This is a genomic window from Dietzia sp. MNB45, from assembly GCF_051994785.1.
Taxonomy (GTDB): Bacteria; Actinomycetota; Actinomycetes; order Mycobacteriales; family Mycobacteriaceae; genus Dietzia; species Dietzia kunjamensis.
Genome location: NZ_CP163397.1, coordinates 3,700,824 through 3,724,297 on the forward strand (window position 1 = coordinate 3,700,824; position 23,474 = coordinate 3,724,297).

General features: G+C 70.3%; 22 protein-coding genes. 9 read left to right on the forward strand and 13 right to left on the reverse strand.

Features of this window, described 5'->3' with window-relative positions; all coding sequences use genetic code 11:
• The first annotated feature begins 27 nt into the window (after positions 1 to 27).
• A complete protein-coding gene (locus AB5G72_RS17695) occupies positions 28 to 828 on the forward strand; it encodes an LLM class F420-dependent oxidoreductase (protein ID WP_061228349.1) in 801 nt (266 codons plus the stop codon).
• 283 nt (positions 829 to 1,111) lie between these two features.
• On the opposite strand, the gene AB5G72_RS17700 is transcribed toward AB5G72_RS17695, so the two are convergent.
• From AB5G72_RS17700 to AB5G72_RS17720, 5 genes are all read right to left on the reverse strand, one after another.
• Positions 1,112 to 1,336, reverse strand: a complete 225-nt coding sequence (locus AB5G72_RS17700; RefSeq protein ID WP_120285617.1) for a hypothetical protein — start codon at positions 1,334 to 1,336, stop codon at positions 1,112 to 1,114.
• Positions 1,337 to 1,342: 6 nt separating this feature from the next.
• Positions 1,343 to 2,155, reverse strand: a complete 813-nt coding sequence (locus AB5G72_RS17705; RefSeq protein WP_440221526.1) for a carbohydrate ABC transporter permease — start codon at positions 2,153 to 2,155, stop codon at positions 1,343 to 1,345.
• A gap of 131 nt (positions 2,156 to 2,286) precedes the next feature.
• On the reverse strand, positions 2,287 to 3,276 hold the full coding sequence (locus AB5G72_RS17710; protein WP_163376979.1) for a carbohydrate ABC transporter permease: 990 nt from the start codon (positions 3,274 to 3,276) through the stop codon (positions 2,287 to 2,289).
• A gap of 172 nt (positions 3,277 to 3,448) precedes the next feature.
• On the reverse strand, positions 3,449 to 4,717 hold the full coding sequence (locus AB5G72_RS17715; protein WP_440220577.1) for an ABC transporter substrate-binding protein: 1,269 nt from the start codon (positions 4,715 to 4,717) through the stop codon (positions 3,449 to 3,451).
• Between the two features lie 278 nt (positions 4,718 to 4,995).
• Complete coding sequence (locus AB5G72_RS17720) at positions 4,996 to 6,051, reverse strand: ABC transporter ATP-binding protein (protein WP_163376981.1); 1,056 nt, start codon at positions 6,049 to 6,051, stop codon at positions 4,996 to 4,998.
• 206 nt (positions 6,052 to 6,257) lie between these two features.
• On the opposite strand from AB5G72_RS17720, the gene AB5G72_RS17725 reads away from it, so the two are divergent.
• On the forward strand, positions 6,258 to 8,372 hold the full coding sequence (locus tag AB5G72_RS17725; protein WP_440220578.1) for a PhoX family protein: 2,115 nt from the start codon (positions 6,258 to 6,260) through the stop codon (positions 8,370 to 8,372).
• Positions 8,373 to 8,438: 66 nt separating this feature from the next.
• Here AB5G72_RS17725 and AB5G72_RS17730 read toward each other — a convergent pair whose 3' ends face one another.
• Positions 8,439 to 9,251, reverse strand: a complete 813-nt coding sequence (locus AB5G72_RS17730; RefSeq protein ID WP_440220579.1) for an alpha/beta fold hydrolase — start codon at positions 9,249 to 9,251, stop codon at positions 8,439 to 8,441.
• A 113-nt stretch (positions 9,252 to 9,364) separates the two neighbouring features.
• Between AB5G72_RS17730 and AB5G72_RS17735 the strand changes: the two genes are divergently transcribed.
• The 3 genes from AB5G72_RS17735 (at position 9,365) to AB5G72_RS17745 (ending at position 11,742) form a co-directional block, all read left to right on the forward strand.
• Complete coding sequence (locus tag AB5G72_RS17735; protein WP_440220580.1) at positions 9,365 to 9,910, forward strand: MarR family winged helix-turn-helix transcriptional regulator; 546 nt, start codon at positions 9,365 to 9,367, stop codon at positions 9,908 to 9,910.
• On the forward strand, positions 9,907 to 10,581 hold the full coding sequence (locus tag AB5G72_RS17740; protein WP_440220581.1) for an SDR family oxidoreductase: 675 nt from the start codon (positions 9,907 to 9,909) through the stop codon (positions 10,579 to 10,581). The genes AB5G72_RS17735 and AB5G72_RS17740 overlap by 4 nt, the downstream gene beginning before the upstream one ends.
• 72 nt (positions 10,582 to 10,653) lie before the next feature.
• The gene (locus tag AB5G72_RS17745; RefSeq protein WP_440220582.1) at positions 10,654 to 11,742 is read left to right on the forward strand and encodes a 2-dehydropantoate 2-reductase; all 1,089 of its coding nucleotides are present in this window, start codon (positions 10,654 to 10,656) and stop codon (positions 11,740 to 11,742) included.
• Between the two features lie 57 nt (positions 11,743 to 11,799).
• Here the strand turns inward: AB5G72_RS17745 and AB5G72_RS17750 are convergent, their stop codons facing one another.
• Positions 11,800 to 12,081, reverse strand: a complete 282-nt coding sequence (locus AB5G72_RS17750) for an Lrp/AsnC family transcriptional regulator (protein WP_067720093.1) — start codon at positions 12,079 to 12,081, stop codon at positions 11,800 to 11,802.
• Positions 12,082 to 12,119: 38 nt separating this feature from the next.
• Between AB5G72_RS17750 and AB5G72_RS17755 the strand changes: the two genes are divergently transcribed.
• On the forward strand, positions 12,120 to 12,809 hold the full coding sequence (locus AB5G72_RS17755; protein WP_069389857.1) for an AIM24 family protein: 690 nt from the start codon (positions 12,120 to 12,122) through the stop codon (positions 12,807 to 12,809).
• 71 nt (positions 12,810 to 12,880) lie between these two features.
• Here the strand turns inward: AB5G72_RS17755 and AB5G72_RS17760 are convergent, their stop codons facing one another.
• A complete protein-coding gene (locus tag AB5G72_RS17760; protein ID WP_119192317.1) occupies positions 12,881 to 13,255 on the reverse strand; it encodes an SgcJ/EcaC family oxidoreductase in 375 nt (124 codons plus the stop codon).
• A gap of 180 nt (positions 13,256 to 13,435) precedes the next feature.
• Between AB5G72_RS17760 and AB5G72_RS17765 the strand changes: the two genes are divergently transcribed.
• Positions 13,436 to 14,866 (forward strand): sugar porter family MFS transporter, encoded by a 1,431-nt coding sequence (locus AB5G72_RS17765; RefSeq protein ID WP_440220583.1) that lies wholly within the window; start codon positions 13,436 to 13,438, stop codon positions 14,864 to 14,866.
• 171 nt (positions 14,867 to 15,037) lie between these two features.
• Here AB5G72_RS17765 and AB5G72_RS17770 read toward each other — a convergent pair whose 3' ends face one another.
• Entirely contained in the window at positions 15,038 to 15,646 is a 609-nt protein-coding gene (locus AB5G72_RS17770; protein WP_440220584.1) for a GyrI-like domain-containing protein, read from the reverse strand.
• A gap of 172 nt (positions 15,647 to 15,818) precedes the next feature.
• Here AB5G72_RS17770 and AB5G72_RS17775 point away from each other — a divergent pair, with 172 nt between their 5' ends.
• Both AB5G72_RS17775 and AB5G72_RS17780 read left to right on the forward strand, forming a co-directional pair.
• Positions 15,819 to 16,001: a hypothetical protein gene (locus AB5G72_RS17775; RefSeq protein ID WP_440220585.1), complete on the forward strand. Its 183-nt coding sequence runs from the start codon at positions 15,819 to 15,821 to the stop codon at positions 15,999 to 16,001.
• On the forward strand, positions 15,998 to 16,885 hold the full coding sequence (locus AB5G72_RS17780; protein ID WP_440220586.1) for a hydrolase: 888 nt from the start codon (positions 15,998 to 16,000) through the stop codon (positions 16,883 to 16,885). Before AB5G72_RS17775 ends, AB5G72_RS17780 begins: the two co-directional genes overlap by 4 nt.
• 10 nt (positions 16,886 to 16,895) lie before the next feature.
• Here AB5G72_RS17780 and AB5G72_RS17785 read toward each other — a convergent pair whose 3' ends face one another.
• From AB5G72_RS17785 to AB5G72_RS17800, 4 genes are all read right to left on the reverse strand, one after another.
• Positions 16,896 to 17,765: an SDR family NAD(P)-dependent oxidoreductase gene (locus AB5G72_RS17785; RefSeq protein ID WP_440220587.1), complete on the reverse strand. Its 870-nt coding sequence runs from the start codon at positions 17,763 to 17,765 to the stop codon at positions 16,896 to 16,898.
• A 70-nt stretch (positions 17,766 to 17,835) separates the two neighbouring features.
• A complete protein-coding gene (locus tag AB5G72_RS17790; protein ID WP_440220588.1) occupies positions 17,836 to 18,450 on the reverse strand; it encodes an META domain-containing protein in 615 nt (204 codons plus the stop codon).
• A gap of 279 nt (positions 18,451 to 18,729) precedes the next feature.
• Positions 18,730 to 20,916 carry a YhgE/Pip family protein gene (locus AB5G72_RS17795; RefSeq protein ID WP_440220589.1) on the reverse strand — a complete coding sequence of 729 codons (2,187 nt, stop codon included), beginning with the start codon at positions 20,914 to 20,916 and terminating at the stop codon, positions 18,730 to 18,732.
• The gene (locus AB5G72_RS17800) at positions 20,913 to 23,471 is read right to left on the reverse strand and encodes a YhgE/Pip domain-containing protein (RefSeq protein WP_440220590.1); all 2,559 of its coding nucleotides are present in this window, start codon (positions 23,469 to 23,471) and stop codon (positions 20,913 to 20,915) included. The genes AB5G72_RS17795 and AB5G72_RS17800 overlap by 4 nt, the downstream gene beginning before the upstream one ends.
• Positions 23,472 to 23,474 lie beyond the last annotated feature (3 nt).

Here is a 23,474-nt window from a genome sequence, read left to right on the forward strand (position 1 = left end):
GCGGCGCCACGCCCCACAATGGGGCGCATGACCCCGAACCCCACGCGCCCGGTCCGCATCGCCGTCCAGCTCCAGCCGCAGCACTCGCCGGACTACGGACTGATCCGGGACGCCGTCCGACGCTCCGAAGACGCGGGCGTGGACGTGGTCTTCAACTGGGACCACTTCTTCCCGCTCTACGGTGATCCCGACGGCGCCCACTTCGAGTGTTGGACGATGCTGGCCGCGTGGGCCGAGCAGACCGAACGCGTCGAGATCGGCGCCCTGGTCACCTGCAACACCTATCGCAACCCCGACCTGCTCGCCGACATGGCCCGTACCGTCGACCACATCTCCGGCGGCCGCCTCATCCTGGGCCTGGGCAGCGGATGGTTCGAGCGGGACTACGCCGAGTACGGCTACGAGTTCGGCACCAAGGGCTCGCGGCTCGACGACCTCGGGCACTCCCTCGAGCGGATCGAGCAGCGCTTCGCCACGCTCACCCCCGCCCCGACGAGGGACATCCCCGTGCTGCTCGGTGGCGGCGGTGAGAAGAAGACCCTGCGACACGTGGCCCGCCACGCCGACATCTGGCACTCGTTCGTCGACGTGGAGACCTACCGCCACAAGTCGGAGGTGCTCGCCGGGCACTGCGCGGACGTGGGGCGCGATCCGGGCGAAATCGAGCGGTCGACGGAGATCGGCGGGGCCAGCTCGCCCGACGAGGCGAAGCGGCTCGCCGAGGACCTGCACGCCGAGGGCGTCACCCTCTTCACGGTCGGGCTCAACGGTCCCGATTACCCGCTGGACCTGGTCGAGTCGCTGGTGGCCTGGCGCGACGGCCGCTGACTCGGCGCTGACCCTGCCCGTCGGCGCCGAGCCTGCCCCTCGGCGCCGACCCTGCCCGTCGGCGCCGGAAATCCGCTACTCGGATTCCGAATCCGCTATCCCGATCGGCGTAGCGAATCCGCATTCCGAGTAGCGGATTTCGGGTTGGGAGGGAACCGGGCGGGCTGAGGGGGAACCGGGGCGGGCTGGGGCGGGCTGAGGGGGAACCGGGGCGGGCTGGGGCGGGCTGAGGGGGAACCGGGGCGGGCTGGGGCGGGCGCGTGTCGGCGCGGGCCGCGGCGGGTCAGCCCCGCTTGACCGCCCGGTCGACCCGGCGCCACGTCCGGTACGTGTACCCCGACGCCACGAGCATGAGCACCAGCACGAGCGAGGCGAAGATCGACGGTCGCCCGGTGAGGATCAAGCCCACCGCGTTGACCAGCGCCAGCACGGTGAAGAACCCGACGAACCCGCCGATGACCTCCAGCCGCTGCCGGGCACCCAGGGCGTCACCGCCGCTCCGAGCCACCGCCGATCAGCTCTTCAGGCCGCCGGCGGTGAGGCCGGAGATGATCCGTCGCTGGAAGATCAGCACCATGATCACCAGCGGCACGGTGACAAGCGCGCCGGCGGCCATGATCGCCGCGTGCGGCGGCAGATACGGATTGACGCCGGAGAACCGGGCGATCGCCACCGTCACGGGCTCGGTCGCGGTCGTGGACAGCTGCTGCGAGAGCACGAACTCGTTCCACGTGATGATGAACGCCAGGATCGCGGTGGTGAACAGCGCCGGCGCGGCGAGCGGGAGGATGATCTTGATGAACGCCTGGCCGCGGGTCGCACCGTCGACGCGGGCGGCCTCTTCCAGCTCCCACGGCAGGTCGTTGAAGAACGACGTGAGCGTGTAGATGGTCAGCGGGAGCGCGAACGAGATGTTGGGGATGATGAGCGCCTGGTAGGTGCCGATCCAGCCGATGTCGGTGAACAGCTGGAACAGCGGCGTGACCAGGGCGACGCCGGGGAACATCGACGCGGCGAGGATGATCCCGGTGACGAGGAACTTGCCCCGGAAGTCGACCCTGGCGAGGGCGTAGGCGGTGAACACGCCGAACGTCAGCGCGAGGGCGGTGGTGATCGAGCTGATGAGCACGGAGTTGATGATCGCGCCCAGGAAGTTGTTGCCGCCGTCCGTGGCCAGCGCCTCGCGGAAGTTGTCGAGCGTGAGGTGCGAGGGCACCGGGCTGGCGGAGAAGATGAACCGGTTGTCGCGGAACGCGGTCACCAGCATCCAGTAGAACGGCGCGAGTCCCCAGATGAGGATGAGCAGCGCGCCGACGTAGGTGCTGATGGTGGGGCCGAGCGGTTTGCGCGGCGGCTTGATGTCCTCGTCGTCGCGGCGCCGGTCGGGGCCGCGGGTCGACGACGACGAGGTGGTCGTCGGCGTGGTCGGCGAGGTGCTCGGTTCAGACGCTCGGTGACTCACCGGATCTCCCCCTTCTTGCCCGTGCGATCCTCCACGACGTTCGCGCCGAGGAATTTGACCATGATGTACGCGACGGCGAAGACCAGCAGGAACACCAGTGTCGATATCGCGGAGGCACTGTTGAAGTTGCCCATTCTCATCTCGTTGACCACCAGCATCGACACGGTCGCGGTGGGCGAGTTGGAGTTGGCCGACACGAGGATGACGGGCAGGTCGTACATGCGGAGTGCGTCGAGGGTGCGGAACAGGATCGCCACCATGAGGGCGGGACGCACCAGCGGGAGGGTGATGCGGACGAATTGCTGCCAGCGGGACGCGCCGTCCACGCGGGCCGCCTCGTAGACGTCACCGGGGATCATCTGCAACCCGGCGAGGATGAGCAGCGCCATGAACGGCGCGGTCTTCCACACGTCGGCGATGATGATGGCCATACGGGCGTAGAACGGGTCGGTGGTCCAGGCGATGTTCGTGCCCAGGATGGTGTTGGCGATCCCGTTGGGGGCGAAGATGAACGCCCACAGCTTGGCCGTGACGGCGGTGGGGATCGCCCACGGGACGAGCACGGCGGCACGCAGCAGGGAGCGTCCCCAGATGCTCTTGCCCATGACCACGGCCATGGCGAAACCGAGCACCGTCTCGAGGGAGACGGTGGTGACGGTGAAGAACAGCGTGTTGCCCATGGCGGGCCAGAAGTCCACGGACGAGACGCCCGGCGGACAGGTGACCGTGCCGTCGCCGCCGGGAGCGGGGCAGGCCTGCGTCAGCCAGTAGAGGTAGTGCTGGAAGCCGGCGAACCCGCCCTCCGAGAACATGCCCGTGGCCGGGTCCAGGCCGCGGTCGGCCATGAACGACAGGTACACCGCGCGGATGACCGGGTACCCGATCACCACCGCGAGGATGGCCAGGGCCGGACCCACCATCCACACCGGCCGCCAGTCGAACTTCTTCTCGACCAGTGGCGCCGGGGACTTCTCGCTCGTCGTCATCGCCTCGCTCCTCGCCGGATTCGCGCCCGCCCCACCAGGTAGACCGGTGGGCCCCGGGAACGTTACCCGGGGCCCACCTGCCCTGGTCCGACAGCCGTCTGTCGCCGGACCGTGTGCCGATCACCCGGACCGCGGTGATCGCTGACCTCGTTCGATCACCGTGCTCGGTGAATCACTGTGCCTGTTCGATCGCGGCCGACATGTCGTTGAGGGCCTGCTCGACGTCCTTCTCCCCGTGAAGCGCCGCGAAGGTGTTGTCCTGGATCGCCTTGGACACGGACGGATAGAACGGGGTGACCGGGCGCGGCTCGGCGTTGTCGAGCGCCGCCTTCAGCGCCGGCATGTAGGGGAACTCCTGCTGGAGCGCCTCGTCGTCATAGATCGAGGACAGCACCGGCGGGAACGACTGCTCGGCGAAGCCCATCTGGACGTCCTCGGAGATGATGAACTCGAGGAAGGCCCGCGCGGTCTCCTTGTTCTCGGAGAACACGTTGATCGCGTTGTTGTAGCCACCGAGCGTGGACTGACCGGCGCCGTCCTTGCCGACGATCGGGGCGACCTGGAAGTCACCCTGGACCTGCGACGTGGGGTCGGACTGGCCCGACTCGTACATGTACGGCCAGTTGTAGGAGTACATGGTCTCGCCGGCGAGGAAGGTCTGCGCGGTCTCCTCCTCCGTGAACGCGTCGGTCTTCTGGGGGATGACGCCGCCCTTGTATGCGTCGACGAGGGCGGTCAGGCCGGCACGCGCCTCCTCGGTGTCGAGCTCAGGGGTATTGCCGTCCTCACCGACGACCTGCCCGCCCCAGCTGTGGATGAACTGGGTGGCGGCGACGGTGAGACCCTCGTACTGGCTGAGCTGGGTCTGCAGGCAGTCGACGTTCGCACCCTCGGCGGCCTCGCAGGAGGAGACGAGCTCCTCCCAGTTGGCGGGCGCCTCCGGCTGGAGGTCGGTGCGGTAGTACAGGAGCTGGGCGTTGGTGTTCTGCGGCACGCCGTAGAGGGTGCCGTTGTAGGTCGCCGAGTCGACGGCGGCCTCGATCAGCCCGGAGGTGTCGACCTCGGTCTCGTTCTCGATCGGCTGCAGCCACCCGTTGGCCGCGAAGTACGCGGTGTCGGTGACGTCGAGGGCGAACACGTCGTACTCGCCGCTCTCGGTCTGGAGCGACTGCGTCAGGGTGTCGCGTTGCCCGTCCTGCTCGGCCGGCAGCTCGCGGAGGGTGACCTCCTGGTCGGGGTTCTCCGCGTTCCACTGCTCGATGACGGGACGGAGCTTGTCGGTGTCGTTGCTGCCCATCGCGAAGGTGATGGGGCCGACGCCCGAGGTGCCGGCCTGCGCCTGCTCGTCGGATTCATCGCCACCCGATCCACACGCCGTGGATACGAGGGCGACTACGGAGGCGGCCGCCGCCGCCTTGAGGAACCTGCCGTGAACGGCCATGCGCTCTCTCCTACTGTCGTGTCTCGACTCCCCTCGGCGAGTGCCGACGGGGCAGTGGACCGGTGCCGCCTGTGACACGGGTCTCACTGAGGACCTGCTGAGCGTAACCCACGAGACGGCGGTGGCGCGGGACCACGTGCGGACACGCGACCGACGCGCCGTCGCTCCCGCCACCAGGATGGTCACGGGAGCGAGGTCACAGGAGTCACTCTAGCAACACCCGATCGGGGCGGACGCCGGCGTGCATCGCCGTTGGCACGGGCCCCGGCCCCACGGGGTCAGCGCAGTCTGAGACCGGATTCCACGTCGAAGAACCGCACCTCGTCGTCGAGCGCCTCGAGGTACATGGTGTCGCCCTTGCGGGGGTGGTCACCCGACTCCGCCCGGTACACCACGGGGTGGTTGTCGCGGGTCGAGCAATGCAGGTAGCTGTCCGCCCCGAGCTCCTCCACCAGGTCCACCGTCACCTCCAGCCCGTGGCCTTCCGCGGCCATCCGCAGGTGCTCGGGCCGCACGCCGACGGTGACCCTCGACCCCGAGCCGGCGGGCACGGGCTCGCGGAACCCCTCGAGGTCCACCGCCCCGTCGGCGACCGGGGCGTCGAAGAGGTTCATGGACGGTGACCCGATGAAGCCGGCCACGAAGGCGTTGACCGGGTTGTTGTAGAGCTCGCGCGGGGCGTCGACCTGCTGGAGCACCCCGTCCTTGAGCACCGCGACGCGGTCGCCCATCGTCATGGCCTCGACCTGGTCGTGCGTCACGTAGATCATCGTGGTGTGCAGGTCCCGCTGCAGCTTGGCGATCTGGGCGCGCGTGGCCACCCGGAGCTTGGCGTCGAGGTTGGACAGCGGCTCGTCCATGAGGAAGACCTGCGGGTTGCGCACGATCGCCCGCCCCATGGCCACGCGCTGACGCTGGCCGCCGGACAGCTCCTTGGGCTTGCGGTCGAGATACGGCACCAGGTCGAGCATCTCCGCCGCGCGGTCGACGCGCTCCGTGATCTCCGACTTGGACGCCTTGGCCAGCTTCAGTGCGAAACCCATGTTCTCGCGGACCGTGTAATGCGGGTACAGCGCGTAGTTCTGGAACACCATCGCGATGTCGCGGTCCTTGGGCTCGGTGCCCGTCACGTCCCTGTCACCGATGAGGATCCGTCCCGCCGCCACGTCCTCCAGACCGGCCAGGGCGCGCAGGGTCGTCGATTTTCCGCAGCCGGAGGGTCCGACCAGGACGAGGAACTCGCCGTCGGCGATCTCCAGATCCAGACGGTCGACACTGCGTCGCGCGGCCCCCGGATAGATGATGGACACGTTCTCGAAGGTTACCGAGGCCATGAGAAATAATTCCCTTCACCGGCAGGAACGTGCCGGACGATCCGAGATAGAGGGCGAACACGGGTGACTGTAGCGGCCCGGGGCGGAGTTCACCCGCACTGCGCACACAGTTCACGCGGGCGTGGCCCGCGCGCGGCCGCCCGGTCGTCCCGCGCGCCTAGCGTGCATGCGTCCACTACGACTGTTGACGCCTCCAGGAGACCCGAATGTCCGTCCGCCGCCTGCTCCCGCTCGCCACCGCCCCGACGCCGGGGACCTCCAACCGACAGCACGTGACCTGTGTCTACAAGTGCGGTGACCAGTGCGCCGCGCCGGTTCCCAACGCCACCGACAACCCGTACTTCGGGGATATCGCCACCGAGATCAGCCGCCGCGGTGCACTCAAGGCCGCGGGCGTCGTGGCGCTGGCGGTGGGCGCCACCCAGGTGCTGCCCGCGGCAGCCGCGGCGCAGGGCTCGTCCGCCGCGGGCTCGCTCGGCCCCGCCGGATCCACCGGCGGCGCGACGATCGACACGGGGTTCGCCCCGGTCGCGCCCAACACCGCCGACGCCGTCACCGTCCCGGCGGGATACTCGAGCGAGGTGGTTATCCGGTGGGGCGACCCCGTGCTGCCGGGTGCCCCGGAGTTCGACTTCGAGAACCAGACCGCCGCGGCGCAGGCCATGCAGTACGGCTACAACTGCGATCTGGCGGTGATGTTCCCGATGGACGACCGCGACGAGCGCTTCCTGCTCACCGTCAACCACGAGTACACGACCGAGCCCTCGATGTTCCGCGGGTACGATTCCTCGGCCCCTACCCGCGAGCAGGTGGAGATCGCCTGGGCGGCCCACGGGCTGTCTGTGGTCGAGCTGGCCAGCCGCGCCGGCGACGGCGGGCTCGACCCCGTCATGGGGTCCTACAACCGGCGCATCACCGCCACCACCCCGTTCGAGCTGCGCGGACCCGCCGTTGGCCCCCTGACCCGGACGACGGCCGACCCGACCGGCACCCGCGTGCTCGGAACGCTGAACAACTGCGCCGGCGGGCACACACCGTGGGGCACCGTCCTGTCCGGGGAGGAGAACTTCAACCAGTACTTCGGCACCACCGGGACGGTCAGCGACCCGGAGCGTCTCGAGGCCCTGCGCCGCTACGGCGTGTCCGTCTCCCGCTCGGGGCGCCGGTGGGAGGAGTTCGACGCCCGCTTCGACCCGGCCGCCGAGCCCAACGAGGTCAACCGCTTCGGCTACGTCGTCGAGGTGGATCCCTGGGATCCGACCTCGACCCCGGTCAAGCACTCCGCGATGGGCCGGTTCAAGCACGAGGGCGCCTCGGTCCACGTCACCGGTGACGGCACCGTCGTCGCCTATTCCGGCGACGACGAGCGCTTCGACTACCTCTACAAGTTCGTCTCCAGCCGCCGGATCACACCCGGTACCGGTTCGGCCGCGCGGGCCGAGAACATGAAGATCCTCGACGAGGGCACCCTCTACGTGGCGACGTTCTCCGGCAACTCCCCCGCCGCGCAGATCGACGGCTCCGGGACGCTGCCCGCCGACGGCGCGTTCGACGGCACCGGCACCTGGATCCCGCTGATGACCGTCGCGCCCGGTGGGAACGCCGTCTCACACGTGCCGGGCATGACCCCGGAGCAGGTCGCGGTGTACACCCGCATGGCCGGCGACCGCGTCGGCGCCACCAAGATGGACCGCCCCGAGGACGTCGAGCCCAGCCCGACCACCGGCAAGGTCTACATGGCGCTGACCAACAACACCCGCCGCACGACCGCGAACGTGGACGAGGCCAACCCGCGGCACAACAACAAGCACGGTCAGGTCATGGAGATCACCGACGACCACGCCGGCACCACCTTCGGCTGGAACCTGCTGCTGGTGTGTGGCGACCCGGCCGAGGCGGACTCGTACTTCGGCGGCTTCGACAAGTCGAAGGTCAGCCCCATCTCCTGCCCGGACAACGTCGCCTTCGACCCGGCCGGGGGACTGTGGGTGTCCACCGACGGCAACGCCCTCGGCTTCAACGACGGCCTCTACTCGGTGGCGACCGAAGGCCCGAACCGCGGCGAGACCAAGCTGTTCCTCACGGTCCCTGTCGGGGCCGAGACCTGCGGACCGCTGGTGTTCGACAACCGGGTGATCGTCAACGTCCAGCACCCCGGTGAGACGGACGGCGCGTCGATCGAGAACCCCGCCTCGCACTGGCCCGACGGCGGCACCTCGCAGCCGCGGCCGTCGACCGTGGTCGCGTGGCGCAACGGGTTCTCCGGTGGCGCCGGCTCTTTCGGTTCGGGCTCCCTGCCGACGGGCCTGATCGGCTCCTGACGGCGGACGGCCGGGGCGGGTAGTCGGACTGCCGGGCCGGCGGGTCGGGCCGGCGGGTCGGGCCGGTCAGGCCCGACTGCCGGCCCGCGCGTACGCCAGGCCGCGCTCGGCGCAGGCGGCGATCGACGCGGCGACGCCCTCCGGGTCGTCGGACATCGGCACGTGCCCGTCGGCGCTGACCTCGACCCTCGCCTGCGGGAACAACCGCGTGGCGAGTGAGACCTGCCGCACCGGCAGGACCATGTCGAACCGGCCCCACCGGATGGTGATCGGCAAATCCTCGTCGACGGGGGCGGAGAACACGAACGCCCGCCGGTCGGCCCGGTCGAGCACGGTGTTGGACACGATCGCCTCGCTGTCGATGGCCGCGGCCTCCGCCGGGTACCGCCACGGGCGGGCGCAGAACACCGCCATCATCACCGCGCGTCCGGCGGCCCGCTCGGTCAGGGCCGGGGTGTGGCGGCCGATCCGGCCCGCCGCCCGGCGGAGACTCCGGAAGACGCTCACCGTGTAGCGCCACTCGGCGTGCGAGCGGAAGAACCCGGCGGGCGACAGCGCGGTGACGCTGCTCGCCAGTCCGCGGGCGCCGAGCTCCAGCGCGAGGAAGCCCCCCAGGGAGTTGCCCGCGATGTGGGGGCGCTCCCCGGCCGGGACGACCTCCTCCAGGAGGCCGACGAGCTCGGAGACGAAGTAGTCGAGCACGTCGCCGGTGTCCGGCAGGTCCGCGGACCGCCCGTGGCCGGGCAGGTCCACGACCACCACGCGGAAACGGTCCGCGAGCAGCGGCACGACCGGATCCCAGGCGTGCGCCCGGTGGCACACGCCGTGCAGTAGGACGATGGTCGGGCCGGCCCCGGTGATCTGGTGATACAAACCCATGCGATCAGTATCCACCCCGGGACGAGGTGGTGCCCCATGACGGGAGAAGTTCGGCCTAGATTCGGTGCCGCGAGGCTTCCGGGGCGGAAGCCGGTGTCGAGGGAGCAGGGGCCATGGAGACGACGACGAGCGAACCGGCGATACGGGAAGGTGAGCCCGGGCGGGGACTCGCCGAGAAGTTCCGACCCATCCTGTTGCGCCTGGACCTGCTTGTCCGCCGGCAGAGCACCCAGTACGCGCTGAGTCGCGCGCAGACCTCGATCCTGCACACCCTGGCCTGCCACGGGAGGCTGCGGATGTCGGATCTCGCCCGACTCGAGAACGTCCGCGTACCGACCACCAGCAATTCGGTGAGCGTCATCGAGGCCATGGGGTACGTCGAGCGCGAACCCGACGCCTCCGACCGACGCGGGGTCTGTGTCCGCCTCACCGACCTCGGTCGGGCCCGCATCGAACAGGTCCTCGCCGATCGTGACCGGGACTTCGCCGAGCGGATGTCCTACCTGAGCCCCGAACACCGCGATCTGCTCTCCTCGGCGGTGCCCGCCCTCACCGCCCTCCTCGACGCCTTCGACGGCGATGTCGACGCCCTTCCCGACTCCCCGCAGCCCGTCCCGCTGCATTCCGACGCCCCCGGTCCGTCTAGCCTCGGGGCATGAGCACGGTTCTCGTCACCGGCGCCTCCCGCGGGATCGGGGCGGCGACCGCCCGCACGCTGTCCGCCCACCACGACCTCGTCCTCGTGGGCAGGGACGTCGACGCACTGCGGGTCGTGGCCGCTGACTGCCGCTCAGCCCGGGTGGTGGAGGCCGACCTCACCACCGGTGACGGGATCGCGCGCGCCGCCCGCGACATCAGCACCCTCGACGGCCTCGTCCACTGCGCCGGGGTCGCCGAACTCGGCCGGATCGACGAGTCCGAGGCCGGCCAGTGGCGCCGGGCGTTCGAGGTCAACGTGCTGGCCGTCGTCGAGCTGACCCGGGCACTGCTCCCGGCGCTGCGCGCGGCACGGGGCCACCTCGTCGTCGTCAACTCCGGCGCGGGGACCACCGCCAAACCGGGCTGGGGCTCCTACAGCGCCTCCAAGTTCGCGCTGCGCGCCGTCACGGACACCCTTCGCGGCGAGGAACCCGACCTGCGCGTCACCTCCATCCACCCCGGCCGCGTGGACACCGACATGCAGCACGCGATCGTCGCCGCCGAGGGCCGCGACTACGACCCGGGTGCCTTCCTCCGCCCGGAATCCGTGGCCACCGCCGTCCGGCAGGCACTGGAGTCCACCTCGGATTCACACCCCACCGAGGTCGTCCTGCGGCCGCGCCCGCACTGACTCCCCCGTCCGGCGGCCAGGTACGTCGAACGGCTCCCCCGCCGCCGCGCGTGTCGTAACCTCTGCACCACCATGACCAGCCCGAACCCTCCTCTTCGGATCACCGTGATCGGCGCGGGCGTGATCGGCTGCTACCTGGGCGGCCGGCTCGCCCGCCACGCCGACGTGACCCTGGTCGGGCGCCCCCACGTGCTCGACCCGATCCGGGCGGTGGGACTGACCGTCGAGTCCGGAGACGGCGAGGACGCCCGGCTCCACATCCCCGCCGACGCCCTCACCCTGGCCACCGGGCCCGAGAGCGTCCGCCGCTCGGACGTCGTGCTGGTGTGCACCAAGGCCGGACAGACGGCCGCCGCCACCGCCGAGTTCTCTCCCTACCTTCGGCCGGACACGCTGGTCGTGGGCCTGCAGAACGGTCTGCACTCGGCGGACCTCATCCGGGAACTGGTCGACAGGACCACGGTGATCCCCGGCGTCGTCCCGTTCAACGTCGCGCGCACCGGACCCGCCACCTATCGGCGGACCTCCACCGGGGTGATCCGGCTCGCCGAACATCCCATGGCCGTCCCGCTGATCCGCACCATGGCGGCGGCCGAACTGCCCGTGCGACCCACCGACGACATCCAGGCGGTCCTCCACGGCAAGGTCCTGCTCAACCTCAACAACGCAGTCCAGGCGCTGTCCGGGCTCCCGCTGCGCACGGAGCTGCTGGACCGGGACCTGCGGCGCTGCGTCGCCCTGTGCCAGGCGGAGGCCAACCGGGTGTTCACCGCCGCCGGGGTGGTGCCGCGGGTGCCGCTGGCCATCCCCGCCGGCGCCCTCCCGGTGGTGATGCGGCTGCCCAACCCGCTGTTCCGCCGCCTCGCCCGGGCCGCGGTGCGCGTCGACGCGGACGGCACCTCGTCCATGACGGACGATCTCGTGCGCGGCCGGCCCACCGAGGTCGAGTACCTGCAGGGCAAGGTCGTGAAGATGGCCGGTCAGCTCGGACTGGGGGCTCCGGCCTGCGCGCGGATGGTGGAGCTGGTGCACGAGGCCGAGGCGGCCGGCGAGGACCGGCGGCAATGGACCGGCAGGGAGCTCCTCACCGAGCTGCAGCGCGCCCGGCGCCGGGCCCGCCGCCTGGCCCGGATACAGCAGATGACCGGCCAGCCGACCTGACTCCCGGTCCCCGTAGCCGATGCGGCCCCCGTAGCCGGTTCGGTCCCCGTACCCGGTTCAGTCCTCGTACCCGATCGAGAACGCGGCCTCGAGATCGTGCTTGGACTGGGTGCGGAACGCGATGTGGGTCTCGGTGTCCACCACGCCGGGGACCTTGTTGAGGCGGTCCGAGACAATGTCGGCGATCTCGTCGTTGCGCCGGGCCCGCACCAGCACGATGAGGTCGATGGTGCCGGTGACCGAGTAGACCTCGGAGACTCCGTCGATATCGGCGATGGCCCCGGCGACCTCGGGGATCCGCGCCGTCTCGGCGTGGACGAAGACGATTGCGGTGATCATGACCCCAAGGCTAGTGGAGCGGGCGTACCGTTCGCGCCATGATCCACGGGGACCTCTTCCAGTCGGCGCGCGAGACGGAGACGAACCGCCCGTTCGCCCTCCAGAACTCCAAGATGCTCAAGGTGACGCTCGCCGACCAGCCGATCCTCGCGCGGACCGGATCGATGGTCGCCTACCAGGGGCAGGTCGGGTTCGAGAACGTCGGCAGCGGCGGGATCGGCAGGATGTTCAAGGCGGCGGCGACGGGGGAGGGTGTGCCCCTCATGCGCTGCACCGGGCGGGGTGAGCTGTTCCTCGCCGACCAGGCCTCCGAGGTCCAGGTCCTCTACCTGGAGGACGACATGATCTCGGTCAACGGTGCGAGCGTGCTGGCGTTCTCCGAGGGGATCGCGTGGGACATCCACCGCATCGCCGCCAAGGGCGCCGTGATGACCGGCGGGTTGTTCAACGTCTCCCTGCGGGGGACCGGGTTCGTGGCGGTGACCACCAAGGGCCAACCGGTCGCGCTCGACGTGACCTCCGCGCCGACGTTCGCCGATCCCCAGGCCGTGGTCCTGTGGACCGCCGGGGTGACGATGGACGTCCGAGTGGACACGGGCGGGGTGAAGTCCCTGCTCCGGGGCGGGTCCGGGGAGACGTTCCAGTTGGCGTTCGGCGGCGCGGGACTGGTGGTCGTGCAACCGTCGGAGAACGTGCCCCAGGGGGCCGGGAGCCAGGGCGGCGCGTAGTCCCGCGCGCCCCGGCGACCCCGGCCGGGGCCGGAGCGGGGTTCAGGGGCGCGGGGTCACGGGGCGCGGGGTCAGCGCATATTCTCCGGGGTCCAGTAGGCGCGCATCGAGGTGACCTTGCCCTGCTCGTCGTGGGTCATGAGGTCCCACACGTTGATGGTGGCCTTGGAGTCCGCGTCGAAGTGCGTGGTGATCTCGAAGTTGAACAGCAGGTCGTTTCCGCATACGCGGGCCTCGAGCACCTCGCCCTCGATCTTCATCGCCACGACGCTGGCGTAGAACTCGCGGATGGCGGCCTTGCCCTCGTGGACGGTGCCGTTGCCCACCGGGTCCTCGACGGTGGCGCCCTCGGCGTAGAGGTTCATCACGGCCTCGAGGTCGCCCGCGGTCAGTGCCGCGATGTAGGAGTCGGCGGTGGAACGGATCTGGTCGGGTGAGGCGCTCAAGGCGGTGGCCCTTTCGGTGACGACGACGAGGTGACCCCGAGCCTAGAACGTGTTCTCGTCCCGCGGGGGCGGACCGGGCGGAACAACGGTTTCCTTTATCGCTTGCGTCACTTGCACCGCGTGCCTACGCTCCTTTCACCACCTGGAGCAGGTGCGTCGGACGACAGAGCGGGGTACGTCATGTCCACGCAGCAGACCTCACCCACACCCGCCGAGGAGGAGACGTTCAACACCGGCCGGGTGGTGCTCATCTCCCTGGTCGCGGCGTTGGGCGGCTTCCTGTTCGGCTTCGACACCGCGGTGATCAACGGTGCCGTGGACGCCGTGCAGGAGACCTTCGAGATGAACGCCGGGCTGACCGGCTTCGCCGTGTCCTCCGCCCTGCTCGGGTGCATGGTCGGCGCTTACGTCGCCGGTCGTCTGGCCGACCACTGGGGTCGCACCCGCGTGATGATCCTCGCGTCGGTGCTGTTCACCGCGAGCGCCCTGGGGACCGGGTTCGCCGTCGGCCCCGTCGACCTCATCATCTGGCGGCTGGTCGGCGGGCTCGGGGTGGGCGCGGCGTCCGTCATCGCACCGGCCTACATCGCCGAGGTCGCCCCACCGGCGATCCGCGGTCGGCTGGGATCGCTGCAGCAGCTCGCGATCGTCTCCGGCATCTTCGTCGCACTGCTCTCCGACGCCTGGCTGGCCGGCATCGCGGGCGGCGCGATCGAGGAACTGTGGTTCGGCGCCGAGGCGTGGCGGTGGATGTTCTGGGCGGAGGTGATCCCCGCCGTGACCTACGGCGTGCTCGCGCTCACCATCCCGGAATCACCGCGCTACCTGGTGGGCAAGGGCATGGTCGACCGGGCTCGCGAGGTCCTCCGCTCCATTCAGCAGGGCGGGGTCGACACGCGCATCAGGGAGATCCGTGCGACGGTCCGTGACGACCGCAAGCGGTCGTGGCGTGACCTGGTCAAGCCGGGCGGGGTCAACCTGCTGCCCATCGTGTGGATCGGCATCATCCTGTCGGTCTTCCAGCAGGCCGTGGGCATCAACGTGATCTTCTACTACTCCACCTCGCTCTGGCAGTCGGTCGGCTTCACCGAGGAGGACGCGCTCACCCAGACGGTCATCACGTCCGTGACGAACATCGTGGTGACGATCGTGGCGATCGCACTCATCGACAAGATCGGCCGCCGCAAGCTCCTCATCACCGGGTCGGTGGGCATGACGATCTCGCTGGCCGTGATGGCGCTGATGTTCAGCACCGCGACCATGGGACCGGGCCCGGACGGCGAGCTCGCCCCACAGCTCGCCGACACCCAAGGGCTGATCGCGCTCATCGCCGCGAACGGGTTCGTCGTGTTCTTCGGCATGTCGTGGGGCCCGGCCGTGTGGGTGCTGCTCGGCGAGATGTTCAACAACCGCATCCGCTCCGCGGCCCTCGGCCTGGCGGCGGCCGCGCAGTGGCTGGCGAACTTCGCCGTGTCGACCGCGTTCCCGCCGATGGCCGAGTTCAGCCTGACGTTCACCTACGGCTTCTACGCGGTCTCCGCGCTGCTGTCGCTGTTGTTCGTGGCGAAGTTCATCCCGGAGACCAACGGTCGGTCGCTGGAGGACATGTAGCGGCGCGGCCGACCCCGCCGCCCGGCCCGTCGGCGGCGACGGCCTGTGATCGCTCGCCGAGAAGAGGAATTCGCGCACTGCTTCTCGAGAGATACAGGCGAAATCTTCTGCTCGGCGACGGGCGACGGGCGACGGGCGGGGGGCTGCAGGCGGCGGGCCACGAACCCCGGGTCAGGCGGCGTCGTCCGGGATGCGGGCGGGGCAGAACAGGTCGGTCCGCAGGGTGGCCGGGTCCATGCCCGGGCTCGGCTCGGTCACGTAGCTCTCCCAGAACGGGGCGCCGGGCGCGCGGCCGGTCGCACCGATCGCGCCCATGAACTCGCCCCACGCCTGCCCGAGCTCGTCGTAGGAGCCGAGGTGACTGGTCACCGCCACGTCCCCGGCCGGGAGCTCGGACGCGATGACCTGCATCCCGTCGATCTCGGCCGGATCGTCGGGGTGCAGCTCGGCCAGCGGTCGCGCCAGGGGGAACCCGATCTCGATGTCGGCGGCGGGTTCGGGTTCCTCGGTGATGCGCGTGTAGAGCGCGAACGCCGGCCCGGCCGGGGTGACGCCGGCGGCGAACAGGACCGGGAAGGCCGTGCCGAAGGCCGAGTCGAAGAACCCGGCGATCGTGGCCATGGGCACGCCGGTGGCGCGGACGACGGCGGTCGGCACGGCCGGTGCGCGCAGCAGCCGCACCCCGTCCACCGGCTGGGGCCCGAGGTCGGGGTACCCGGGTGGCGGGTCGGCCGGCGCGGCGTCGCGCGGGTCGTGGGACGAGGAGCATGACGACGACATGGTGTGCCCTCTCGCTGAGGCGGCGGTCTGTCCAGTGTGCGCCGCGGGCGGCCACCAGGGAAGACCCGCCGGGCAGCGGGCACCGCGCACCTGCGGGGACTGCCACTGAGGCGCGGGTGGGTCGGGGGCCACGACGGATGCGACGGGCGCGCGCGGCGGGGACAATCGGGGCATGCCCCACTACCGCCTCCACACCCCGGATCAGACCATCGAACTCGGCGACTTCGACACCGCCCAGGAGGCGCTCGAGTCCGCGGTCTCACACCAGCCCGAGACCCATCCCTCCGACGGGTCGCTCGAGGTGCAGGTGGGCGACGGCTGGCATGCGGTCGACATCGAGGGGGACATGCCGTGACCCCCGGGCGCGGTGCGGACGCGGGCGGCGCACCCGTGGGCTCGGTGACCCAGTGCGCGACCTGCGGGGTCGAGCGCGCGCAGCCGCTACCGGAGGTGTGCCCGATCTGCGCGGACGAACGCCAGTACGTGCCGTCCGGTGGGCAGCGGTGGACCGACCCGGAGGAGTCCCGGGCCAGGGGCGCGTCGATCGAGTTCGCCGAGCGCGAGACCGACGTCCTCAACCTCGTGCAGGTGGGCTGCCCCGGCATCGGACAGAAGCCGGCGCTCATCCGCACCGCGCACGGCAATGTGCTGGTGGAGGCACCGAACTACATCAGCGACGAGGCGGTCGCCGCGGTGCGGGGGTGGGGCGGACTCGCCGCGATCATCGCCTCGCATCCGCACATGTACGGGGTGCAGTCACTGTGGTCGTCGGCGTTCGACGACTGCCCGGTCTACGTCTCGGCCCCGGACGAGCAGTGGCTGGGGCTGCGGCCGGGCAACACGGTGGTGTGGGGCGGGGGCCATGCGGCGGACCCGGCCCACGGTGGGGAGATCGAGATCGTGCCCGGTGTGCGTGCGTCGCAGCCCGGCGGGCACTTCCCGGGCAGCGTTGTGGTGCACTGGACCGCGCCCGACGGCCGCGGCGTGCTGTTCACCGGTGACACGATCGGGTCGGTCGCCGACCCGGGGTGGGTGACCTTCATGCGCTCGTTCCCCAACTGGATGCCGCTGTCCGGCGCCGTCGTCCGCCGGATTTCCGAGCACGTCTCGCGCTACGACTTCGACCGCATCTACAGCAACTTCGGCGGTTGCGTGCCGCAGGACGCCCGCGGTGCCGTCCAGCGTTCGGCGGAGCGCTACGCCGCTTGGGTCGACGGCGAGTTCGACCACCTCACCTGACCCCCGGGCGTCAGCCTGACGCGGTCTCCCGCGTGGCGAACTCCCACAGGCGCTCGGCGATCTCCGGGTCGGAGGCCTGCGCGCTGCGACCTATGAGCGTGGGCATGCCACGCATGTGCCACCAGGCGTCCGGACCCACGTAACTGCACGACGGCAGGTCGCGCGTCGCGGCGTACATGGTGGTGAGCGCCGCCTGCCCGGCCGGCTGGGCGAAAACCCCGGACACTGCGGTGATCACGCGGTTCACGCGGGCGTTGTCCGTGGCGTTGGACAGGTTGGTGGCCGCCCAGCCCGGATGAGTGAGCTGGACGTCGACCCCGGACCCGGCAGCCCGCAGCCTCCGGTCCAAGGCCAAGCCCCACACCATGTCCCCGAGCTTGGACTGGGCGTACGCCCCGGCCACCAACCATTTCCGTGAGCGGAAGTACGGGTCGTCGAAGTTTAGGTGGCCGGCCGTGTGGGCGTTCGAGGCGACGATCACCACCCGTCGTCGCACCTGCGGGAGCACGAGGTTGGTGAACAGGAACGGTCCGAGCAGGTTGACCCCGAGGAGCATCTCGAATCCGTCCGCGGTCTCCCGCCTGCGCGGCGTGACGGTGCCGGCGTTGTTGACGAGGACGTCTATGGACTCCCCGGCCACCTCCGCCGCCGCGCGACGGACGCTCTCCAGTGACGCCAGGTCCAGCTCCACCACCCAAGCCTCGCCGTGCAGCTCCTCCGCCAGCTTCGCACCCCGTGCCGTGTCGCGGACGGCGAGGACGACGCGGGCCCCGTGCCGGGACGCCGATCTGACGGTCTCGAGGCCGACGCCGTTGGTGGCGCCGGTGACGAGCCACGTCTCGCCGGTCAGGTCGGGGATGTCGATCCGTTTCTCGCTCACGCACCTAAGACTAAGGTGCCTACTCGGCAGGTCGGCGCCCGTAGCGTCTCACCGGGCTCGATCCCGTCCGTCACAACGCGGTTGCCCGCGCCAGCGGGCCGATCTCCTCTCCGGAGTCGTCGAGGATGTGCATCGTGTCGCGATCGAGGCGGGCGGTGTCCAACTCACTGAGCCAGGTGTCGACGTCCGGACATGCCATTCGGGTCGACACCACGTCATCGAACGAGATCGCGTCGCCGTCGATCGCCCAGTGTCCCCGGAGCACACTGCACCCGCACCCCATGATCCGACCGGCGACGGTGCCGGGTCGACGGTCGGGGTACAGGAGCCGACCAGGGCGACGACGGCGGACGCTGCGACGACCACAGCTGCCGCGCCAGGACATCGCCAGCGACGACCTCGACGCCACCGGCCACGTCGACACCGACCCCTTCTGGGTAATGCGCCGCATTGTGATCGACATCATCGAGCCGATACTCTGGCCGGCGACGGTGCAACTGCAGCGCAGGTGTTCAGGGCTCTCGACCAGGTGGCCGAACATGCAGGTGCGACTCACCTCGGCGCCCGAGACGAACAAGCTCAACCCGCAGGCGAGGCCACCCGGGCTGGTGGAGACCGAGGCGTTCTGCATCTTCGTCAACGAGCAGGGGATGCCCATTCGCATCAGCACCGCCGGTTTCGACACCCTCGCCGCCATGACGGGGGCCGACCGACTGCGCTGGCACGGCATGACCCCCGCACGGCCATCGGAAGACGAGCTCCTCGCGCATCCGGACCTCGGCCACCGGCCGCACCGGGTCGTCACGAGTACCTGCGCCCGGTGCCGCCCGGCAGGGCCCTGGTCGTGCGTCGGCGCAGCTACGCGGACCAGCTGCAGATGCGGATGAGTTCGGGCGAGGATGTCGCGGCCGCCGTCGCCGTTCTGTAGGCGCCGGGTGAACACCCGAGCGGCCCGCCACGGCCCTCATATGAGCTTGGTGGACTCGAGCTCACGCAGCAGGTTCTCGTTGAAGTCCATCAAGGGCCGCCGGAGCACGAGCCCCAGCAGCAGCACGGGCACGGCGAACAGCGAGAGCCACCCTAACGAGATCCAGTAGTCACCGTCGTAGACCCCGGCGATCGCCGCCCGGAGCGCGTTGACGGCGTGCGTCCCCGGCAGGAACGGGCTGATGTTCTGCGACCACTGCGGGAGCACCTGCAGCGGGTACGCGCCGCCGGACCCGGCGATCTGGATGACCAGCAGCAGGACCGCGAGCGCCTTGCCCGCGTTCCCGAACGACACCACGAGGGTGTAGGTGGTCAGGGTGAAGACGAGCGACATGACCCACCCGGCCAGGATCAGCAGCCACGGGTGCGCCGGCTCCACCCGGACGAACAGGATCAGGCCGGCGCTGACGAGCGTGCTCTGTCCGAGACCGACGACGGCGAAGATGCCGTACCGCCCGAGGTAGGTCTGATCGGGCGTCAGCAGCTCCGTTCCCGGCAGCGACCCCGCCGGGACGTCGACGCGGATCGCTACCGCGAGCAACACCGCCCCCACCCACAACCCGAGCATCATGTACAGCGGGGTCATCGCGCTGCCGAAGCTGGCGACGGGGAACACCGGGACCCGGTCGAGTTGGACAGGTCGGGACAGCGATGTGGCCAGCATCTGGGGGTCGCTGTCGATCACCTCGGTGAGCGCGCCGAGGTCTCCGGTGTCGCCGGCCTCGGCGAGCCCCGCGGACAGCTCGTCGAACCGTCCTGCCGCCGCCCTGAGGGAGTCCGAGACGGACGTCGTCGTCGCCTCCGCCTCCGCGAGGCGATCAAGCAGCGACCCCGTGTCGCCGGCGAGCGTGGACGTCGCGGCGGACACGTCGTCGCCGATTGCCGAGATGCCGGCGTCGATCGAGGTGAGCGTGGTCCCCAGCGCGTCCAACCGGGGTCTCAGGCTGGTGTCGTAGGCGTTCCTTGCATCCTGGATCGCCGCCCTCGCCTCAGCCACCAGGCCGAGCGCCTCGTCGCGGGCGGCTCCCGCGTCGGCAGCGGTGGTACGGACGCGCACCGCCGCGCCCTCGAGGCCGTCCTGCAGCGCCTGCTGCCGCGCGATCGCGGTGTCGAGCCTGGAGACCACGAGGTCGAAATCGCCCCTCGCGGCGTCGGGGATCAGCGGGGAGACGGTGGCCACGGCACTGTCGCGGAGCCGGCGGTACTGGTCGACCTGCGTCTGCACCCGGGCGGCCAGCGCGTCGAGGGCGTCGGCGGTGCCGGCTGACTGGTCGCCGAGTGCGGCATAGACCTCGTCGATGCGATCCGATACCGCCTGGTAGCTGTCGTCGCTCGCCGTCAGGGCCCCGCCGAGGGCGCCCGCCGCCGAGCCCAGCGTCGAGGTCAGCGACCGCGCCGCGTCGGCACCGCCGTCGATCGCGTCATCGGCCCGGCGCAGCGCGCGACCCGACGAGGAGGCCAGGTCCGCCGCGCCGGTCACCAACGGGGCGCTCGAGGAGATCAACGCGGTGAACATGTCCGCGGTGTCCGCGCCCGAGCGCAGCTGCGCGGCGACCTGATCGACACGAGCCTCGAGGCGGGACAGGGCGGCCCGGGTGTCGGGGTCGTCCAGTTCCTCGGAGAGCGACGAGAGGATGTTCAGCCCGACCTCCCCGAGCGTCGCGGAGAACTGCTCGTTGATCCTCGTCGACACCTCGGTCGCGCCCTGCTCGGTGATGTTGGGCGCTACCGGGTTCTTCTTCTCGTTGGTGTAGTACTCGATCGCGGTCCGCTCCCCGCCGCCGGCGTAGAACGTCAACATGTCGGCGCTGAACCGAGGCGGCAGCACGATGGCCGCGTAGTACTCCCCCGACCTCGACCCCTCGATCGCGTCGTCGCGCGAGGTGACCACCCAGTCGAGGTCATCGTTGGCCCGCAGCGCGGACAGCGCCTGCTCGCCGATGTTGATCCGCAGCGGGATGAGGTCACTCTGGTAGCCCTCGTCGGTGTTGGCGACGGCGACGGTGAGGTTCTCGGTCTCGCCGAACGGGTCCCAGGTGGCGAGGACGTTGAACCACGTGAACATCGACGGTATCAGGATCAGCCCGGACAGGACGATGATCGCCATGACATTGGTCGCGCCGTGGCGCAGGTCGCGACGCAGGAGCGCCCAGCCCCTCCTCATTCGCGCTCACCCTCGTCGCTTCCGGGGCCGGCGCGCACCAGCTCTCGGCGCAGATCGGCCTCGGACATCTCGCCCAGTTCCGTCGCCAGTTCGATGCTCTGCCTGACGTATTCGAGCATCACGAGGAACCCGGCGACCAGCAGCGCACCCAGCACCCACAGCCCGAGCAGCACCGCCTTACCCGCGGGGAGGAGCCCTCCCAGGAAACCGAGGGACAGCAGGGAGACCACGGCGACGGCGACGGCGGCGCGCAACAGGGTCGGATAGTGCCGCGTGAACCGACGTGCCCTGGCCGCCAGCTCCCCCCGGAATTCGCCCCCGTTCGTCAGCGCGTGGATGAGCTGCGGGAGCCGGTAGCGCCGTCCGGTGACGTGCACCTCTTCGGACACGAGTAGCTGCGTGGCCGCGATCCTGCGGTTGAACAGCAGAACGAAGTTGCCGAGCCGGTCACGCAGCACGAGACCGAGAAGGAACGACAGGACGACGAACACCCCGAGGGCGGCCATGCTCTTCCAGTAGTGGTCCGCGTAGAAGCCACCGATCGTCTCCCGCAGTGCGTCGATTCCGTAGGTGAACGGCAGGACGGGATTCAGCGCGCGGAAGAACCCGGGCATGAGCTCGATCGGATACAGGCCCGACGCCCCGGGGATCTGCACGATGACGAGCAGAACGCACAGTCCCTTGCCCACATATCCGAGGGCGACCGAGAGCGCGTAGACGAGGGAAGAGTACGCCAGCCCGATGAGCACACTGGTCCCAATCAGCGCGGGCGCGCTGGCCGCGTCCACGCCTATCAGGAGGATGCCGGTGGACAGGACCAGTGCCTGGACGACGCCCATCGCGGCGAGCAACAGCCAGCGCCCGAGGTAGGCCTGCTTGGTCGTCAGCCCGGTGATGCCCTCCCTGTCCACCTCGAGCTTGAAGATCACCACGAGGACGAACGCGCCGATCCACAGGGACAGGTTGGCGAACAGGGGCGCCATCGCGGAGCCGTACGCGGCCACCGGGAAGACGGGGCGTTGCTCCACCTCGACGGGTGAGGCCATGAACTGCGCGATCTCCTCGGCATCGAGTCCGGTCACCGTGCCGAGGGCATCCCAGACGTCCGCCGTGCCGAGCGCGCGCACGTCCGTACGTACCTGCTCGAGTCCCGTCTCGGCGCCGGCGAGGCTGTCCTCCAGCGCGCTGAGCGCCGTCGACGTCTGTGCGAGCTGGTCGTCCAGGCCGGCGAGGAGGGCCCGGGCCTGCTCCAGCTGCGCCCGCTGCGAGTCGATGGCGGAGGACAGCGCCCCCGCGCTCGCCGACAGGCGTGACATCGAGCCGTTGAGATCGGGGCCTGTGCTGAGGAGAACATCGCGGACGGACCGCGCCGAGTCGCTCGCGGCATCCGCGGCCGCGGCGATCGCATCCGTCGAATCCCGTATCGCGGCCGTGGTCTGCGCGACGTCGGAGTCGAGTCGTCGTACCTGATCGATGACGTCCCGGTCGTCGCTGACGCGGTTCTCGAGCAGGGCGACGGCCTCGACCAGCTGATCGGAGACCTGCGTCCCCGGGGCGGCCCCGGCGACCAGCGCCCGGACCTCACCGAGGGCCTCGCCGGCCGCCGCGGCGACCGCGTCGGCGTCGTCGAGACCGGTGCCGACGGCGACGTCCGCGCGTTGGAGGCCCGACGTGACCCGGGCGACCGATCCGCTCAGTGTCGACGCGGCGTCGGCCAGGCGCGTGGCCCCCGCCACGTACGTGCTGGTCAACGATCCGGTCAGGGTGGCCAGTTCCCGCTGCGCCTCGTCGGCGATCTGGCGCGCCTGACCGACGGCGGTCTGCACGTCGCCCAGTGTGGTGTCGACCGTGCCGAGCGTGTCCCCCGCCGAGTCGAGGCCGTCCCGGGCGCCGGACAATCCCTCCTGCAGATCGCCGATCCGTCCGCGCGCGGACGCCAGCGTGTCGACCGCGCCGTCGAGCGTGTCGACGGTGGTGCCCTGGGCGCCCCGCAGCCGGCGTTCGACCTCGCCCCCGACGTCGGTTAGCTCCTCGGTCACCGCCCCGGCGACCGCCGAGACGAAGGTGCTGTTGATCTGCGTGTCGAGCGTGGAGGCACCGACGTCGGTGATCTTCGGGGACACCGCGTTCGTCTTCTCGTTGACGTAATAGGTCAGGGACGGAGGGGTGAAGGTTCCCAAGCTGACGCTCAGCAGGTCGCGGCTGAAATCCGGGGGGATGATGATCGCCGCGTAGCTGGAACCGCTCCTGACCGCGTCCATCGCGTCGTCCTCGTCGAGGAATTGCCACCCGAGCTGATCGTTGCTCTCGAGCTGGTCGACCACCTGGGCGCCGACGTCGACCTCTCCGGTGAGGGTGGAGCTACCGCCTTCGTCCTGGTTCACGACCGCGACGCTGACGTTGCCGGTTCGCGAGTACGGGTCCCAGAATGCGGCGATGTTGACCCAGGCGTACAGCGACGGGGTGATCATGGCGCCCAGGATGACGATCCACGTTTTGCGCACGAGAGCGAGCCGCCTGACATCTCGCGAGAACACCCGAAAGACGTTGCGCATCCA